We start from the raw sequence: 16,595 nt of genomic DNA, 5'->3' as shown, positions 1-16,595 counted from the left end.
GCTAGTGGCTCCCGTCGCGGGGCGCTCGCGTCGCCGGGCGCTCCCCAGGCTGGGCGCTCCCCACGCTGGGCACCCAGCGCGGCTTGGTAGATTAGAGTCGTGAACCTCACCACTCAGCGCCTGCTCAAACTGCGGGCCGACGCGCGACTCGAGCGACAGACCATCCTCGAGTATCGGGTGCGCGGTGGGCAAGACCCCGCGATCGCCTACGAAGAGGTTCCCGAGCTAGACGACTTCGTCGTCGCAGCGCTCCGAGACGAGCTCCTCGAGGTCCGCGGACAGCTCGCGGAATACGGGCTCGCCCGGTTAGCCTCGCACTCATCGAGCGATGACGCTGCCATCCACCGTGGCAACGCCGACCGCGTCGAATTCGAGCTACTCCGAGAGATCGCCGACGCTGTGCCCGAGCTCGCAGTAGCTGTGTGGCGGGCAGCTGGGAAGCTTGATATCGAGTAAGGGTGGCTCTCGCTGGCCCTCTCAGCCCGTAATTTGCACGCCGAGGATAGACTGTTTTTCGCTTGTGCCCGTATGACCACAGAGAGGCGTGTCTTCATGCCGACAACGCTGCAATCGATCGTGCTTCCAACGACGCAGGATCCAGATGTCCTGCCGCTCTACGCGGATTCTGAGATTTGGACGCAGATTGACGGCACCCCCGTTCGTCTGAGCAACAACGCCAATATCGACAACGTGCTGTCGCGCTCAAGCGCCAGGGTGCGGTCGGGCACGCGAGTCTCTTTTGCGAGCTATTTCAATGCTTTCCCTGCCGCGTACTGGCAGCGATGGACCGTAGTTACAAGCGTGCGGCTCACCCTCCGCACCACTGGGCGCGGCACGGTGATCATTTACCGCTCCAATTCCAACGGCGTCGCACAACGAGTGGATTCGCGGCAGGTCACCGGTACCGAGGAAAGTGTCTTCGACCTGTCGCTGACCTCGTTCAGCGATGGCGGATGGTATTGGTTCGACCTCATCGCGAGCACCGAGGATGTGATCCTCGAGGATGGCGCTTGGACGACTGAAGAAGCGCCCGTGCTCACAGGCAAACTCAGCCTTGGCATGACCACCTACAACAAGCCCGACTACTGTGTAGCGACACTCGCGAACATCGCGCAGAGCCCTTCCCTCTTGGAAGGCATAGACCGCATCTTCCTGGTAGATCAGGGCACCCAGAAGGTGCGGGACGAGCCAGGCTTCGATGAGGTCGCGGCGCAGCTTGGGGACCACCTGCAAATCATCGAGCAGGGAAATCTTGGCGGCTCTGGGGGCTTCTCGCGCTCGATGGCTGAGACGCTGAAACGTGAAGACACTGACTTCCTGCTGCTGCTCGACGACGACATCGAGTTCGAAACAGAGAGCGCAATGCGCGCGCTGCAGTTCGGCAGGTTCAGCCGCGAGCCCGTGATCGTCGGCGGCCACATGTTCGACCTGTTAGACAAACCTGTGATGCACGCCTGGGCAGAGGTTGTGAGGCCCGATCCGTTCATGTGGGGTCCCTCATTCGAGGAACAACATCGCCACGATTTCCGCAAGCGCAACCTGCGCCAGACGAAATGGATGCACGCACGCCTCGACGCTGACTACAACGGCTGGTGGATGTGCATGATCCCGAAACAGGTCATTTCTGAGATTGGGCTCTCCCTGCCAGTCTTTATCAAATGGGACGACGCCGAGTACGGCCTCCGAGCGAAAGCTGCGGGCTACCGCACCGTGTCACTCCCTGGCGTCGCCCTATGGCACGTGTCGTGGCTCGACAAGGACGACTCGCAAGACTGGCAGGCATTCTTCCACACAAGAAACCGACTCATCGCAGGTCTGCTGCATTCCGACCGCCCTCGCAGCGGCAGGCTGCTGCAGAACAGCGGACGCCAAGATATAAAGAAGCTGCTCAACATGCAGTACTACGCGACACAGCTCGCTGTTGACGGCATGCGTTCCGTGCTCCGTGGGCCATCAGGCCTGCACGACGCGATCTCGAAGGAGATGCCCGCGGCTCGAGCACGCGCCAAGGAATTCCCAGAGACTCGGGTATACCGGCCGGGTGACCCCGAGACGCCCGTTGCGCGCGGGGGGCGCGCGCTACCCGAGCTGGAAGAAAAACCAAAGGGCCCAACGGGAGCCCAACTCGCGCTGTTCACGGCGAAGATGGTTCCGCAGCACTGGCGCCGCTCAAGCGTCCCGGCCGATTCGCAGCCGGAACTCGAATATGCCAAGCAGGGCGCACACTGGTGGCAGATCCCGCACCATCCGAACGTGATTGTTGGCGCCGCCGACGGGAGCGGGAAGATGTGGTACCGCCACGATCGGGAGAAGTTCCGTCGCCTGCTGCGTGAGTCGCGCGCGCTGAGCAAGGAGATCGAGAAGAACTGGGACCGACTCGCCGCTGAGTATCGAGCGGCCCTACCCTCTATCACCTCCGTCGAGGCGTGGGAGAAGACCTTCACCGGGCGGTAGCGTCCTCCACACTCGCCACGCAGGCATGCTAGTCTCCGTTGTTATCTTGGTTGGGCAGTCACGAGCATCTGGCCCCGACCCCGCAACGACGCGAAAGACGGTGATGCTTTGTGACCGAGAAGCTCCAAGAAGTCCTTGACTCCATTGGGGGCGTGATTTGGGGACCTTTTGTTCTCATTCCACTCCTCTTCCTCACTGGCCTGTACCTCACCTTCCGGCTCGGGGGGATTCAGTTCCTCCGGCTTGGTGCTGCCCTCAACCTCGGGTTGCTCCGTCGGAAAGACCCGGGTTCGAGCGGCGACATCACGCAGTTCCAGGCCCTGACCACGGCCCTCGCCGCAACAGTCGGCACGGGAAACATTGTTGGCGTCGCAACCGCGATCGGCATTGGCGGCCCCGGCGCACTGTTCTGGATGTGGATCACCGGGCTGCTCGGCATGGCATCCAAGTACACTGAGGCGTTCCTCGGTGTGCGCTACCGTCAGGCTGACGCGAAGGGTGACCGCAACGGCGGCCCGCAGTACTACCTCGAGAAGGGCATCAAGGGCCCCGTCGGAAAAATTCTCGCGTGGTCGTTCACCGTGTTCGCGGTCTTCGCCTGCTTTGGTATCGGCAACCTCACCCAGTCCAACGCGATTGCGGCGAACGTCGAGAACAGCTTCAGCGTGCCGGTCTGGGTGACCGGTGTGATCCTCACCGCGCTCGCGCTCGTCGTGCTCGTAGGCGGCATCAAGTCGATCGGTAGGGTCACCTCCGGGCTGGTCCCCATCATGATCGTGTTCTACGTACTGGCGGCGCTCTACATCCTCGCCATGAACGTCGGCGACATTCCCGCAGCACTCGGCACGATCTTCACCGATGCGTTCACCGGTACAGCAGCCGCCGGCGGCTTCACTGGCTCTGTGTTCATCATTGCCGTGCAGTACGGTTTCGCGCGCGGCATCTTCTCGAACGAGTCCGGTATGGGCTCCGCAGCGATCGCCGCTGCTGCAGCCCAGACGAGCCACCCGGTCCGGCAGGGGCTCGTCTCGATGACTCAGACGTTTATCGACACGATTATCGTCGTCACCATGACCGGCCTCGTCATCGTCACCACGGGCGCGTACAAGCTCATTGACGACGGCAGCGGGGAACAACTCTCCGCTGCGCTCATGACCGGCGAGGCGTTCTCACAGGGCCTCCCAGGGCAATGGGGGCACTGGGTCGTGACGGTGGGTCTCGTGCTTTTTGCCTTCTCTACGATCCTCGGATGGTCCTACTACGGAGAGCGAAACATCGTTCGCATCTTTGGCCGCAGCGTAGCGATTCCGTTCCGGATTGTCTTCGCGCTGGTCGTCTTCGTTGGAGCGACAACGCAGCTCGAGATCGCGTGGTCCTTCTCAGACATGATGAACGGCCTCATGGCGATCCCGAACCTCATTGGGCTGTTGATCCTCTCCGGCCTTGTCGCACGAGAGACCCGGGCGTACCTGAAGTTCGACCCGAAGCTCAAGGCAACCCCGGAAGAGATCCAGCGCGCGCTCGCGTCCGAGCCTGGGTACCAGTCCTGGCTCGGACGCGAGGCTGAGCTAGATTCGGCGGCGGGGCGAACCCCACGCACGCCAGCAACCAGAACCGTCGAGGTACTCCCGCCCGAGTAGCTTAAAAAAGAGTGTTGGCCTCCCGTCACCGGGAGGCCAACACTGTGTAGTCGGTTAGAGTGTGCCCTCGAGCTTGTTGTTCCACATCGAGAGCGCCGAGCCAATGGCCATGTGCATGTCGAGGTACTGGTACGTGCCCAGTCGACCCCCGAACAGCACGCCGCTCTCCTGCTCGGTGAGTGCGCGGTACTTCAGCAGCCGCTCCCGATCCTCCGGAGTATTCACGGGGTAGTAGGGCTCATCTTCCCGCTTCGCAAACCGCGAGTACTCGTGCATGATGACGGTCTTATCGGTGGGGTAGTCCCGCTCAGGGTGGAAGTGACGGAACTCGTGGATGCGCGTGTACGGCACATCTTCTCCGGCGTAGTTCATCACGCTGGTTCCCTGGAAGTCGCCCACGGGAAGCACCTGCTGCTCGAAATCGAGCGTGCGCCAGCCGAGCTCACCCTCCGCGTAGTCGAAGTAACGGTCGACGGGGCCGGTGTAGACGACCGGGACTTTGCCTGCGACAGCGGCCTTGTTGAGCGGCTGCGACTCATCGAAGAAGTCCGTGTTCAGGCGAACCTCGATATTCGGGTGGTCAGCCATCTTCTCGAGCCAGGCCGTATACCCGTTGACCGGCAGCCCCTCGTGGGTGTCATTGAAGTAGCGGTTGTCGTACGTGTAGCGCACCGGAAGGCGGCTGATAATTTCAGCGGGCAGCTCCGTTGTCGGCGTTTGCCACTGCTTCGACGTGTAATCGCGGATGAAGGCCTCATAGAGCGGCCGCCCAATGAGGGAGATGCCCTTCTCTTCGAGGTTCTGGGCGCTCTTCGTATCAAACTCACCTGCCTGCTCGGCAATCAGTGCGCGAGCCTCGTCCGGGCTGTACGCAGACCGGAAGAACTGGTTGATCGTGCCGAGGTTGATCGGGAGCGGGTAGACCTCACCCTTGAAGTTCGAGTACACCTTGTGCACGTAGCTCGTGAACTCAGTGAAGCGGTTCGCGTACTCCCACACGGTCTCGTTCGAGGTGTGGAAAAGATGTGCGCCGTATCGGTGCACCTCGATGCCAGTCTCCGGTTCTGCCTCGGAGTAAGCGTTCCCGCCAATGTGGTTGCGGCGGTCGATGACGACCACCTTCTTGCCGGCGCTTGCAGCGCGTTCAGCGATGGTGAGGCCAAAGAACCCAGAGCCAACTACGAGAAGATCCATGGGGCCTAGTCTATCCGTCAGCCCGCTGTGCATCGTGTTGGGGTGAGGCCATTCTACTTGAGTAGTATGCTGGATCGGATACCCTGGTATTCCGAATTGAGCTGCCACCGCCTATGACTCCCTCAGCAGATAACGCGACGATCACGCTCCCCGCACTGCCGGGAGACGTCGCTTCGGTAGATGTCTGCTTTGACGGGGTAAGGGTGTGGTCGATAGCCCTCGGCACCGATGCACTGCCAGACGCTCATAGGGTTTCTTGGCCTGGGCCATTGGCACCGCACCTCGTAGGCACCACCGAACTTACTGTCGTGGATTCCGGGAACGGCGTCGAGTATGCTCGCTTCACTGTTGCCTTCGATGCGACGCCAGTTCGGACCGCCGTGGTCGACGGCGAAGGGATCCCCCTCTCCATCAACAAGTGGGGCCGACTCGGCAAGACGTTGGGTGCCGGAAACCCTGGGGTGCAAGAACGAATCTTGAATCGAACGAGCGAGATCATCGAGGTGTTGCGCGGCCTCGGGCTACACCCATTCATTGTTGGCGGCACCCTGCTCGGCGCAGTTCGAGACGGTGCGCTCCTCCCGCACGACGATGACGCGGACATTGCTTACCTCTCCGATTTCACGAACCCCGCTGACGTTGCAGCCGAAGGCCTTAGGACCGGGCATGCCCTTCAGAATCTCGGCTACGAGCTTGTCCGACATAGCGCAGCGCACATGCAGCTTTTCTTTCGCACCCCTGAAGGAGACCCCGACTACTACATCGACGTTTTTACCGCCTTCTTTACTGCGGACGGCATGGTCAACCAGCCGTTCCATGTACGAGGCAGGCTCCGCGAAGACCAAATGGTGCCCTTCTCCAATGCCGCTATCGGCGAGCACGTCTACCCCGCGCCCGCTGACCCTGAAGCCTGGCTCGTCATCAACTACGACGAGAACTGGCGCACACCCATCCCTGGCTATCAGCTTCACACCCCGGAGACCACCAGACGGCGCTTCAACACATGGTTCGGAGCATTCCACTTCCACCGGGACTTTTGGAACGACTGGTACGCAGATCCGAATGCACCTGCTTTCTCTGAATGGCATCCAGGACGAGACTGGATCGTTCAGCACGAAACAGAGCTGTCGTCGCCCGTAGTACTTGAACTCGGCGCTGGAGATGGTGACCTCGCCGGCCGACTGACGTCAGCAGCTCCGAGACGACGAGTTATTGCTTCGGATTTCGCGTACGGGCCCTCTACCATCGCGAGAGAACGAGGCGCAATCGACGGGTTCGAAACTGCGCACATCAATCTCTACCGGACGCTCGCACTCGCGTCTCCGGCTAGGCTCGGCATCAGTGGCCCCTTCGACATTGTCGCGAACCATTTCCTAGATGAGGTCGGGCATCTCGCTCGCGGCAACGCGCTACGGCTGGTCAGGATGGCGCTCCGCTCCGGAGGATCCGCGGTCGCAACACTCCACGGGCATCCGGCGGAGGACATTCGTTTTGACGACCCGACGACGTGGCACCTGGCCTCCTACGACCTAGAGCGCGAGGCGAAAGCGCTTGGTCTCGGGGTGGAAGTGATCCCGATCGAGCAATCCGCACCACAAACGCCCGAAGATACCTCTGCTGAGAACCCGACGCAGCGATCGGACCGCCGCACATACGGTGCCCGGTTCACACTTTCCGAACGCCCGTTCCCACCGAAGGAAGAATCATTGCGCAGTCAATTGAAGCGATTGTTCTTGCGGGCCCGCCCGCAAAGCCAGAAAGAGGCGCTCAGCGTACTTACTGAGCGAGTTGCCGAGCTCGAACGCGAACTCGACGAGTACCGTCGAGATTCGTTGCGAGTGGCCGAACTGATGGACCTCGCTGAGCAGCGGTTCACACCTGGAATCAGCCCAAATACCGGGGAAGACAGGTCTCCAAAGTAACGGAACCTGTCTCCCGCGTCTGCTCTCTCAAGCAAGATCGCTATTACGCGCCCGCCCCGATCACGATGCGCGGAACACCCGCCCAAACCTTCGGGTCAGTGAAGTTGCGCCCGTCTGCAAACAGTTTGATGCCGGGGAAATCCGCGGGGCCGAATGACTTGTACTCCGCGTGATCGGCCTGCAGGATTGCAACCTCTACGGGGTCGCCCAAGACATGTGCGGTGAAACCGTAGCCCGCGAGTTCTTCCGCAGAAAATACGGAGTCGTGAACCGTCACGACGGCCCCCCGCTCCTCCAATTCCGCCACAGTGGGGAACACGCCAGAAACGGCAGTCTCCTTAACTCCGCCACGGTACGAGGCCCCGAGGACCACGACTCGCTGTCCCGTGAGATCGCCGATGGTCTGCTCAACGCGATCCACAACATACTTCGGCATAGTTGCGTTGTAGTTTCGCGCGGTGCGCACAATATCGGCTTCCGGATCTGTCGACAGATACAGCCGAGGGTAGACCGGAATACAGTGACCGCCAACCGCAATGCCGGGGCGGTGAATGTGACTGAACGGCTGCGAGTTGCACGCCTCGATGACTTTATACACATCGATACCCGCCGTATCGGCGTACCGAGCGAACTGATTTGCGAGCCCAATGTTCACATCGCGATATGTGGTCTCAGCAAGTTTTGCCATCTCAGCGGCCTCTGCCGTGCCCATATCCCACACACCATTCGCACGCGGCAGGTCTGCGCGTTCGTCGAAGGTAAGTACAGACTCGTAGAACTCGATGGCACGCTTGGTTCCGACTTCGTTCAAGCCTCCGACAAGTTTGGGGTACTTCTTGAGATCGGCATACACACGGCCGGTCAGGACACGCTCTGGGGAAAATACGAGGTGGAAGTCTTCACCCTCGGTGAGGCCCGATACTCGCTCTATCAAGGGCTTCCACCGGCTACGCGTGGTGCCGACCGGCAGTGTCGTCTCGTACGACACCAGAGTCCCCGGGGTGAGGTGTTCTGCGAGCGAGGTTGTCGCAGCATCCATCCATTTGAAGTCAGGTTCCCAGGTTTCCTCGTCGACGAGCAGCGGCACCACGAGTACCACCGCGTCGGCGCCGGGGATCGCTTCCGCATAATCCGTCGTCGCGCGAAGCTTCCCAGAAGGTACCTGCTCTGCGAGCTTGTCTGCGAGTCCAGCCTCGCCGGGGAAGGGCTCAACGCCCGAGTTGATGACGTCAACAAGCGCCTGGTTAACGTCCACGCCAATAACCTCGTGCCCCATCGAGGCAAACTGGGTGGCGAGCGGGAGGCCGATCTTTCCGGTGGCAACTACTGCGATCTTCACAGTGACGATCCTACCTCTTCTCGATCTGAGCACGGCGGGAAGCGGATGCATAGACGCCCTGGTAGTGCCGCCCCCTCACATCCTCTGAGAATTGCGTTTCCGCATAATCTCGGATCTCGGCGTTCCCCCAACGCGTCGGGTCGTTTCTCAGCGCCACTATCGCGTCCGCGAGCGCTGCGCTCTCCGACGCCGCAACTCTCGAGGCTTCAGGAGGCAAAAAGTCAAGGTGCCCCCCTACCCCGCTGGTCACAACTGGAAGTCCGTGCCCGAGCGCCTCCGCGATAGCGACGCCGAATGTCTCCCCATCGGTTGGGAGCACAAACATGTGATGCGCAAGGAGAACATCGCCGAGCGCTTCGGGATCGACATGCCCCAGAAGGCAGAGACGCTCGCGCACTCCCGCTGCGACTGACCGCTCCAGTAGTGCCTGATCGAGCGGGCCCACCCCGGCCCACGTCAGCGAAGCGTCAATTCCGCGGGCGTTCAGCTCTATCATGGCGTCCAATGCCGCGAGTGGCCCCTTATGAGGAACGAGTCCACCGACTCCGACGAGCTTGAGTGGTTCATCAGCGCCACCAGTCATTGGCAAGGCCGACATTCCGGCTGGGGCGATTCGCACCTTATTCCCGATCACCGTCACAGGCACGCTTCGTACCCTGTCAATTACATCCGCGAGGCCCCGCCCAACAGCGACCACCTCATGCGGCCGAGAAAGGCTGGGCTTGAGGACAGCACGCGCGACCTTCGCTTGCGGGCTCGGCGCAGCCCCGACTAGCCCAGACCAATGTTCGGTGTGAACCCACGGCTTTCCAGTTTTCGCGAGCGCGACGGGGAGAAGTGCGGGGAACGCCATGCTATGGACGAGGTCGACCTGCGCCCCTAGTCTCCGAATGGCAGCGACTGCACCGCGCAGCGTGCCAGGGCGAGACAGCACAAACGGCACGCGCTCGGTGGGAAACTCGCGGGTATCCCCCGGGACGGGGCCTGCTAGCGAGGCACCCGGATGAGTCAGGTGCAGCACTGTAACTTCGTGCTGTTGCGAAAGCAGCTCAACGTCTCGAAGGTTGAACACCCCGGCCCCCGGGGCTTCTAAGGACGGATACCAGGGTGTGACGACGAGCACGCGCATGCCGCCAGTTTAGGTGAGCCATGCGTCCGGACGCTCACTCTGTAGTATTGGGACGGTGAAGATCATGAGTGTTGTGGGCGCGCGCCCCCAGTTCGTCAAGCTCGCCCCCATAGCGGAGGCAATCGCCGCAGCCGGGCACGAGCACATCATCGTGCACACCGGTCAGCACTATGACCCGATGCTGTCGGATGTCTTTTTTAGAGATCTCGGGATCCCTGCTCCGGACGCCCACCTCGGCGTCGGATCAGGCACCCACGGCGTGCAAACTGGTAGCATCCTCGCGCAGATGGACGAGGTACTTGAACGATTCTCCCCTGATTGTGTGCTCGTCTATGGCGACACCAACTCGACGCTCGCCGCTGCCGTGAGCGCGGTGAAGCTTCATTTCCCTGTTGCTCACCTCGAGGCCGGACTTCGCTCCTTCAACAGGGAGATGCCCGAAGAACACAATCGCGTCCTCACCGACCACGCAGCGGACCTCTGCCTGGCGCCGACTGAGGTTGCGATGGCCCACCTGGCGCAGGAGGGTCTCGCCGAACGCGCGGTCCTGGTCGGTGATGTCATGACAGACGTGCTCTATCAGGTTCGCGATCGCGTGCTTGCCTCGGGTGGCGCAAATCCACTCGGAGGTGAGTTTCAACCGGGCGAGTTTTATGTCGCAACGATCCACCGCGCCGAAAACACGAACGATCCCGAACGGTTGAGTGAGGTCGTTTCGGCACTAGCACAGGCAGACAAACCGGTCGTGCTCCTCGCTCACCCGAGGGTCCGCGCAAAAGCCGACGAGCACGGCATTTCTCTCGAGGCCGGCGCGCTCACCACCCGCGATCCGCTCGCCTACCCCGAACTCATCGCCGCCGTACTCGCAAGCTCTGGTGTTATTACCGACTCTGGTGGGCTGCAGAAAGAAGCGTTCCTCCTCCGCGTACCGTGCACGACAGTGCGACATGAGACTGAGTGGGTAGAGACAGTTGCCCTCGGTTGGAACGTGCTCGCAAACACTCCGGAAGAGATCACCGCCGCGATCACGCGCCCTACCCCAGGCCCGACTGATGCGACACCATACGGGACTGGTCATGCAGCCGGCGCGGCCGTCGCAGCGATCTCGGCACGAATCGCCTAGGACGACGACGCCGGTATCGGTGGAGGGCTTAGTACCGCCAGCTAGGTCGAGATCAACGCGGTCACCGCCTGTTTGGCGCGTGCTTCCCACGTGTGCGAAGTTCGCACGTCGAGCACCCGCGCCCGAACGGATGCGTACTCCTCCGGGTGAGCCTGTAGGTGCTGCAATAGCTCAGCGAGCGCGTGTGCCCGGTATGGCAATGCCCATCCAACCCCGTGCTCGGTCACGAAGTCCCCGGCAAGCGACCCTTCCGTTGCAAGGATCGGTTTGCCGTGTCCGAGATACTCGTACAGCTTCATCGGTGCCGCGAACTCTCGATATCCAATTGGTTCCATCATCAGCACACCGAGATGTGCATCGTCATACAGGACTTCGAGTTCAGGACCTGAACGATGCACGACCGTGGTCGCGTCGCCCATCACATCTGAATATGCGACTCGAGATGCTTCCCATTCGGCTTCTCGGGTGCAGATCGTGAGGCGTGCGCCCTCGGCGCTCTCAACCCCGGCAACCGTCTGCTGCATCCTGTAGTAGCTCCCGGTTCCCCCAACGTACAGGAGGGAGATGCCCTCCTTTGGGAGGGCAGAATCAACCAGCGGCGACCCCGGAGGCAGCGCCGAGCACTGCCCTATATGCGTAAGCGGCATCTCTTCGGCCATCCGCATCGATGGCACAAAGATACGGGAGACGGAAGTCCGATAGCGCCGTAGGTCAGACCGATACAGCATCCGGGTGACGGCTGCGATCGGCGCGGGAACCGTCTCCAGATACGTTGGACTGTTCCAGTAAATATCGCGGTAAAAGACACCGACGGGGATCCCTCGCCGTGTGCAGTATCGGAGGAATCCGATGTCAAGAAACGGGTGCGTGGGGAGGCTGTGCGCTTCCGTCATCGCAGTCGGCTTGGTCGAAGCTTCTGAGTAGACCAGGTCGAACACCTCGCCGGCACGAATCCGGCGCTTGACCGAGGCAATGCTTCGGCGGCGGCGTCTCGCATCACCCGAGATCTCAACGACGTCGAAGCCGATGGCTTCGAATGCTTCGCGCATTCGCACCGGTCGAATGCCACTCGCCGAGGTCGCGCTCGGGTTCAAGGGATACGGCACATGGAAAATCATGCGTGGCATCGTGCATCCTTTCAGATCGAGGTTTAAGTTCCAAGGCTGCACTACCGTCGTCGGGTGCGTAGCCGTAGCAGTGCTCCAGCCAAGTGGTAGCGTAACGGAGCTTGCGCGTGGAAGACCCTTCCGAACCGTTGTGGAACCAGTGCTGGGAACGACCGCAGACGGGCACTCGCCCGCAGAAGCTCCCACATTCGGTCAACACCCTTCTCGGCTTCAAGCACGGCATGCAGCAGATTTGCATCAGCTCTAGATAGCAACTGGCTAGCACGCGGCTCCCACTCAAGAATCCGCTCGGCCACCTCCGCAAGCGCGGTCGCTGTCTGAGAATCCCATGCTGCAGGAAGCCTTTGCCTGACCCCGTCGAAAAGGTGGATGCGGATGAGCTTGGTCGCGAGGGCCAATCGCAGCGATGAGGAAGTCGCCCACCGAGCCCCCGGGGCAAGCGTGAAGTCCAGTGACCTAAACTCTTCTGCTACGGCACGCGGCTCTCTTGTCACTCGGTCGCCTTGGTCGTCAAATTCCAGGTATCGGGGGGCAAACACCGGGAAAACAATCTTTGCCCCCGGAGTCGACCAGACTTCCGCCGTCAGGGCTTGATCTTCCCCCGTTGCGATTCCCTCGCTAAACCGAACATGCCCGAACCGCTCTCGCCCGATGAGTCCAAGCGGGGAAGCACGATAGAACAGCCTGTCGGCCGACGGGTCAAGCGGAGCGCTCCGCCGCCGGCCTACACGTGACCAGCGCACAGGTGGCGATGGCTTCAATCGTCCGCCCGGAGACGAGCTCGGGGCAATCACGAAATCCGCGGTCGTCTTTGGCTGACGTGCTGCGAACAACCATGCGTCCAACGCGCCAGGCTCCAGTTGATCATCTGAGTCCAACATTGCAACAAATTGCGCCGTAGCTATAGCAAGTCCAGCGTTTTTTGGGACCTGCGGGCGTACTGAAGCCGTCAACATGGTGCACCATGCGTAGCCTGACATCACTTTGAAACTGCTTCAGCCGGGCATGGATCGGTTCCAATTCAGTATTATGAACGACCACGGTAACTCGCACTGTCGCGCTGGTGTGGTCCAGAACTGACGCAACTGCGCGCTCAACTGGTCGTGTCGGGGTATGGACGGCAATTACGACATCAACATCAAGATGCTTCTCGACCGTACTCGTCGCAGGAGTCTGCACGTGCTACTCCAGGACGCTTTCGACTGCGGCAGCCAGAACTGGCAGCTCAGACTCACTGTTCAACACAGCCGCTGCGACGTGGGATGCACGTTTCCACTCACGCACTTTTTCGGGTGAGAGCGAATCGAGGACACGCACAACATCATCCTCAGTGAATCCGTCGGCGACGGCGCCCAGGTTAAAGCCTTTCACCCGCCGAGCCATGTCTTCGGTGGGACCCACAACAAGCGCGAGCCTGGCTTGAACGTAATCAAACAGCTTGTTCGGAAGCGCGAGCGAATTGTTGGTGTTGGTCGGAGGAAGTATGTGAACACCAACATCATAAGAGTTGAGCGTTTCTACCAGCTCATCGTAGGGCTTGGGCGGAAGAATGCGAATACGTTCCCCCAGCTCTGCTGCAAGTTCCCTGAGGCTCTTTCCGTATGCGGTGTCCTGACCGGTGAGGTACATGTCCATCGTCACTGATGCAGAGGAACGGGCAACTGCTCGCATCATCACCTCAGGCTTCCGGTTGGGCTGGGCGCCTCCTGAGTGGACGACGCGAATGATTTCGCCCACCGCACCCGGTTGAAGGTTGTGTTTCGGTGTTGCATTGTGGACGACCTGGCAGCTAATTCCGAACTCTTCCCGGTATCGCTCCGCAATCGCCGCAGAAACCGTGATAGCTGCACCTGTACGGGCCACGAACTTCCGGATCATCCATCGGAAGTATGGCTGCCGAAGGGTGACCCACTTCGAAAGTTGATCGTGAAGGCCCGGCCAGTACTCGTGCAAGTCCGCGACCGTTCGATCGTATCCAACGCGTTCGGCAGCAACCGGTACGCTCTCGAGATCGTTGGAAATCGCGACATCGAAGTGGCGACCCTTCAGCAATTTTCGAGCAACCCGAACCTCAGGTTCAAGCGCAAAGGCGCCACGCCAGAACCCAACTCTGAGGAGGCCTGCCTGAAGAATCTCTCGGGCGCGCGACGATCCAGCCGAGAGCTGAATGTGTTCTACGTCCTCGCGAATTGCAGAACCACGGCCACACGTGGTGACCCGAAACTGGTCAGCGAAAAGAGCAATCTGCTTCTTTACGCGGGCATCATTCGCTATGTCAGAGAATGACACTATGAGCAGGCTAGGCCGCTTTTCTGTCTTCACTACCTCATCCTAACTGCGCGCAGGGCCCAAGGTGCTGGGGCCTCCAATGAGGCTCTCAATGTACATAGCAAGCCGTCGTGACCGTCGCCCGCGTACGAGATACGCTTGAGGCGAGAGGACACGCAGTGGGTTTAGAGGTACCAACTTCCCCCAAACAGGTGTTGAACTCATCGACGAAACCGCCTCATTCCAGGCCTCCTCGTCACCCCTACGTATTGCAGCAATAGCTCGGGCCTCGCCTCGCTGAAAGTATCCAATAGCCCCAGGCCCATACGCCATCAAGACATCTAATACAGCGCCCGCAGCAGGGAACGCACTTTCGACATTGCCCCCCGACCTATGGCGAGAAATAAGAAAGCCTAGAACGTGGCGGCGCAACAGCTTTACAGCTATGGCCCGGCGCCGTCGGGAACTCAATGCTGCGAGCGTGGAATGTCCTACTACCGAAGTTAGCGGATCGAAGAGGGTTTTTGGTTCTGTTCGTTCAGCCGTGAGCCGATCGCTAGCATCGTTCCGGAGCAGGTATCCCGGCAACGTCCGGGCGTACCGGATTTGCTTCGCACAGTTCCAGACATATAACCCAATCGCTATATCCTCACCAACGCGGTATGACTCGTCATAACCGGGAGATTCTGGGGAGTGGAGAACGGATGCCTTCACTAACACTCCTTGCAGCGTGGTCCGATCGTTCAACAAGTCTCGGACCGGATCAAGCCGATCGAAGTGTCCGAGTCGCGGGAGCGGAGCGAGCATTCTCCCCGCCCCCTCAACATGGAGCTGGCCGACCAACACGTCTGGGCTTCCTCCCAGTTCAGCGGCCCACCCTGCCATAGCGCCCGGCTGCAATTCATCATCAGAGTCCAGGAACCCAACATAGTCGGCCGTGGACCTGAAGATCGCGTAGTTCCGGGGTGCCGCCGGGGTATCGCTTCCATCGTGGAGTTCCTCGAAGCGTACGCTCGGCAAAGCAGCAAGCCTGCCTAATCGCGCCGCCACCTCGGCTCGAGACAGATTATGGCAGACAACGACAGCGGAGACTTCGGGGACACCGTCAGCGAGAACACTCGCTACCGCTCGTTCTACCGGGCGGGTCGCCGCATGAACCGGAATGATGATCTCGATGGTAGCCATGTCACTAATCCACAAGACCCGCGAGGGTTGCTTGCACCCGAAAATCTGGAACCTGGGCGACTACCTCATCAAACGTTCCGCTGCCCAAAATGCGCCCCTGGTCGAGGTAGCACACCTGGTCATAGTCCCTCACCGTAGCTAGCCGGTGAGCGACTGTGATGAATGTGACCTCTCCATGCAGCTCCCGAAGCGACTCAGTAATGCGGTTCTCAGTTGCTGTGTCGAGCGCACTCGTCGCTTCGTCCATGACCATCACAAACGGATCCGAATAGAGCGCTCGCGCAATCCCCAAACGCTGCTGCTGACCACCCGATACAGATTGTCCACGTTCCCCCACGGGTTCGGCAATTCCAGATCCTCGCAAGATAAGGTCGCCGAGACGCGCCCGTTCAAGCGATTGCTTCACTCGGTCGGCGTCATAGTCGTCTCCCCAAGTAAGCGCAACATTTTGAGCAATTGACGCATCGAACAGGGCAACTCTTTGCGGCACATAGCCGACCCTGGAACGCCATTGGCCCATCACTTCCGACAGGGGCACTCCGTCAATCGACATGGCGCCGGAGGTGGGTGTACTCAAGCCAAGGAGAATATCGATAAGCGTCGATTTTCCCGCGCCGGAGGGACCGACGATGGCCAGACTCGTACCGAAAGGGACACGCAAGGAGAGCCCCTTGAGGACTTCATTATCCGCTCCCGGATATTTGAACGCCACGTCCTTGAGCTCAAGCAACCGCGGGTTCGGAGGAAGAGGGAGTTCGTCGGCAACTTGGATGCTTTCCTCGCTCACTCGTGCGCGCGAAGCAGTCAACTGTGTGATCACATCACGAGCAAAGAACAGATTCGCCGATGCGTTCGTGACCGCTCCTTGCACGCCATTCATTGCCGGAATCATTCGGAACCCCGTGGCGGCGAACAGCGTGACGGACCCAACGGCAGCAGCGCTACCCCCGATGAGGTATGACGTTCCACCAATCAGCAAGAACCCGCCAATCAAGGCAACCTCGAACGCATATTTTGGAACGATACCCAGGAAGGACATATTTGCTCGCGCTCGGGTTGCGCGCGCACGGTTACTCGAGATGACTGTTGCCACTTCATCGAGCTTGCCTCGAAGCGTTACTTCCTTCAGAGCGTCGACCATCTCCGTCATAATCGTCGCCACACGATATGCGTAACGTCTGTTGTGTTCCCCAGCTAGTTTTGCTCTGCGGTTC

Annotated in this window: 12 protein-coding genes; 5 read left to right on the top strand and 7 right to left on the bottom strand. The window is 60.4% G+C overall.

Annotated elements, in window-relative coordinates:
* Positions 1 to 99: 99 nt before the first annotated feature.
* From SD72_RS12545 to SD72_RS12535, 3 genes are all read left to right on the top strand, one after another.
* The gene (locus SD72_RS12545) at positions 100 to 456 is read left to right on the top strand and encodes a hypothetical protein (RefSeq protein WP_042544811.1); all 357 of its coding nucleotides are present in this window, start codon (positions 100 to 102) and stop codon (positions 454 to 456) included.
* A 72-nt stretch (positions 457 to 528) separates the two neighbouring features.
* Entirely contained in the window at positions 529 to 2,454 is a 1,926-nt protein-coding gene (locus SD72_RS12540; RefSeq protein WP_232299759.1) for a glycosyltransferase, read from the top strand.
* Positions 2,455 to 2,564: 110 nt separating this feature from the next.
* Positions 2,565 to 4,094, top strand: coding sequence for an alanine/glycine:cation symporter family protein (locus tag SD72_RS12535; RefSeq protein WP_084767193.1), 1,530 nt, complete (start codon positions 2,565 to 2,567; stop codon positions 4,092 to 4,094).
* A gap of 54 nt (positions 4,095 to 4,148) precedes the next feature.
* On the opposite strand, the gene glf is transcribed toward SD72_RS12535, so the two are convergent.
* Positions 4,149 to 5,288: a UDP-galactopyranose mutase gene (gene glf / locus SD72_RS12530; protein ID WP_157000575.1), complete on the bottom strand. Its 1,140-nt coding sequence runs from the start codon at positions 5,286 to 5,288 to the stop codon at positions 4,149 to 4,151.
* A 113-nt stretch (positions 5,289 to 5,401) separates the two neighbouring features.
* Here glf and SD72_RS12525 point away from each other — a divergent pair, with 113 nt between their 5' ends.
* Positions 5,402 to 7,210, top strand: coding sequence for a LicD family protein (locus tag SD72_RS12525; protein WP_157000574.1), 1,809 nt, complete (start codon positions 5,402 to 5,404; stop codon positions 7,208 to 7,210).
* 43 nt (positions 7,211 to 7,253) lie between these two features.
* Here SD72_RS12525 and SD72_RS12520 read toward each other — a convergent pair whose 3' ends face one another.
* Positions 7,254 to 8,549 carry a nucleotide sugar dehydrogenase gene (locus tag SD72_RS12520; protein WP_042544807.1) on the bottom strand — a complete coding sequence of 432 codons (1,296 nt, stop codon included), beginning with the start codon at positions 8,547 to 8,549 and terminating at the stop codon, positions 7,254 to 7,256.
* A 10-nt stretch (positions 8,550 to 8,559) separates the two neighbouring features.
* A complete protein-coding gene (locus SD72_RS18610; RefSeq protein ID WP_052492666.1) occupies positions 8,560 to 9,678 on the bottom strand; it encodes a glycosyltransferase family 4 protein in 1,119 nt (372 codons plus the stop codon).
* 55 nt (positions 9,679 to 9,733) lie between these two features.
* On the opposite strand from SD72_RS18610, the gene wecB reads away from it, so the two are divergent.
* Positions 9,734 to 10,801 (top strand): non-hydrolyzing UDP-N-acetylglucosamine 2-epimerase, encoded by a 1,068-nt coding sequence (gene wecB, locus SD72_RS12510; RefSeq protein ID WP_042544806.1) that lies wholly within the window; start codon positions 9,734 to 9,736, stop codon positions 10,799 to 10,801.
* Positions 10,802 to 10,842: 41 nt separating this feature from the next.
* Here wecB and SD72_RS12505 read toward each other — a convergent pair whose 3' ends face one another.
* The 4 genes from SD72_RS12505 to SD72_RS12495 form a co-directional block, all read right to left on the bottom strand.
* Positions 10,843 to 11,928 carry a glycosyltransferase gene (locus tag SD72_RS12505; RefSeq protein ID WP_042544805.1) on the bottom strand — a complete coding sequence of 362 codons (1,086 nt, stop codon included), beginning with the start codon at positions 11,926 to 11,928 and terminating at the stop codon, positions 10,843 to 10,845.
* Positions 11,929 to 13,110: 1,182 nt separating this feature from the next.
* On the bottom strand, positions 13,111 to 14,250 hold the full coding sequence (locus SD72_RS12500) for a glycosyltransferase (RefSeq protein WP_042544804.1): 1,140 nt from the start codon (positions 14,248 to 14,250) through the stop codon (positions 13,111 to 13,113).
* A gap of 9 nt (positions 14,251 to 14,259) precedes the next feature.
* The gene (locus SD72_RS18715; protein ID WP_084767192.1) at positions 14,260 to 15,381 is read right to left on the bottom strand and encodes a glycosyltransferase family 2 protein; all 1,122 of its coding nucleotides are present in this window, start codon (positions 15,379 to 15,381) and stop codon (positions 14,260 to 14,262) included.
* A 4-nt stretch (positions 15,382 to 15,385) separates the two neighbouring features.
* Positions 15,386 to 16,543 carry an ATP-binding cassette domain-containing protein gene (locus SD72_RS12495; RefSeq protein ID WP_232299757.1) on the bottom strand — a complete coding sequence of 386 codons (1,158 nt, stop codon included), beginning with the start codon at positions 16,541 to 16,543 and terminating at the stop codon, positions 15,386 to 15,388.
* Positions 16,544 to 16,595 lie beyond the last annotated feature (52 nt).

Source organism: Leucobacter komagatae, assembly GCF_000834055.1.
Classification (GTDB): Bacteria; Actinomycetota; Actinomycetes; order Actinomycetales; family Microbacteriaceae; genus Leucobacter; species Leucobacter komagatae_A.
Note: the sequence above shows the minus strand (reverse complement) of the source record. Positions and strands in the feature narration are given on the sequence as shown.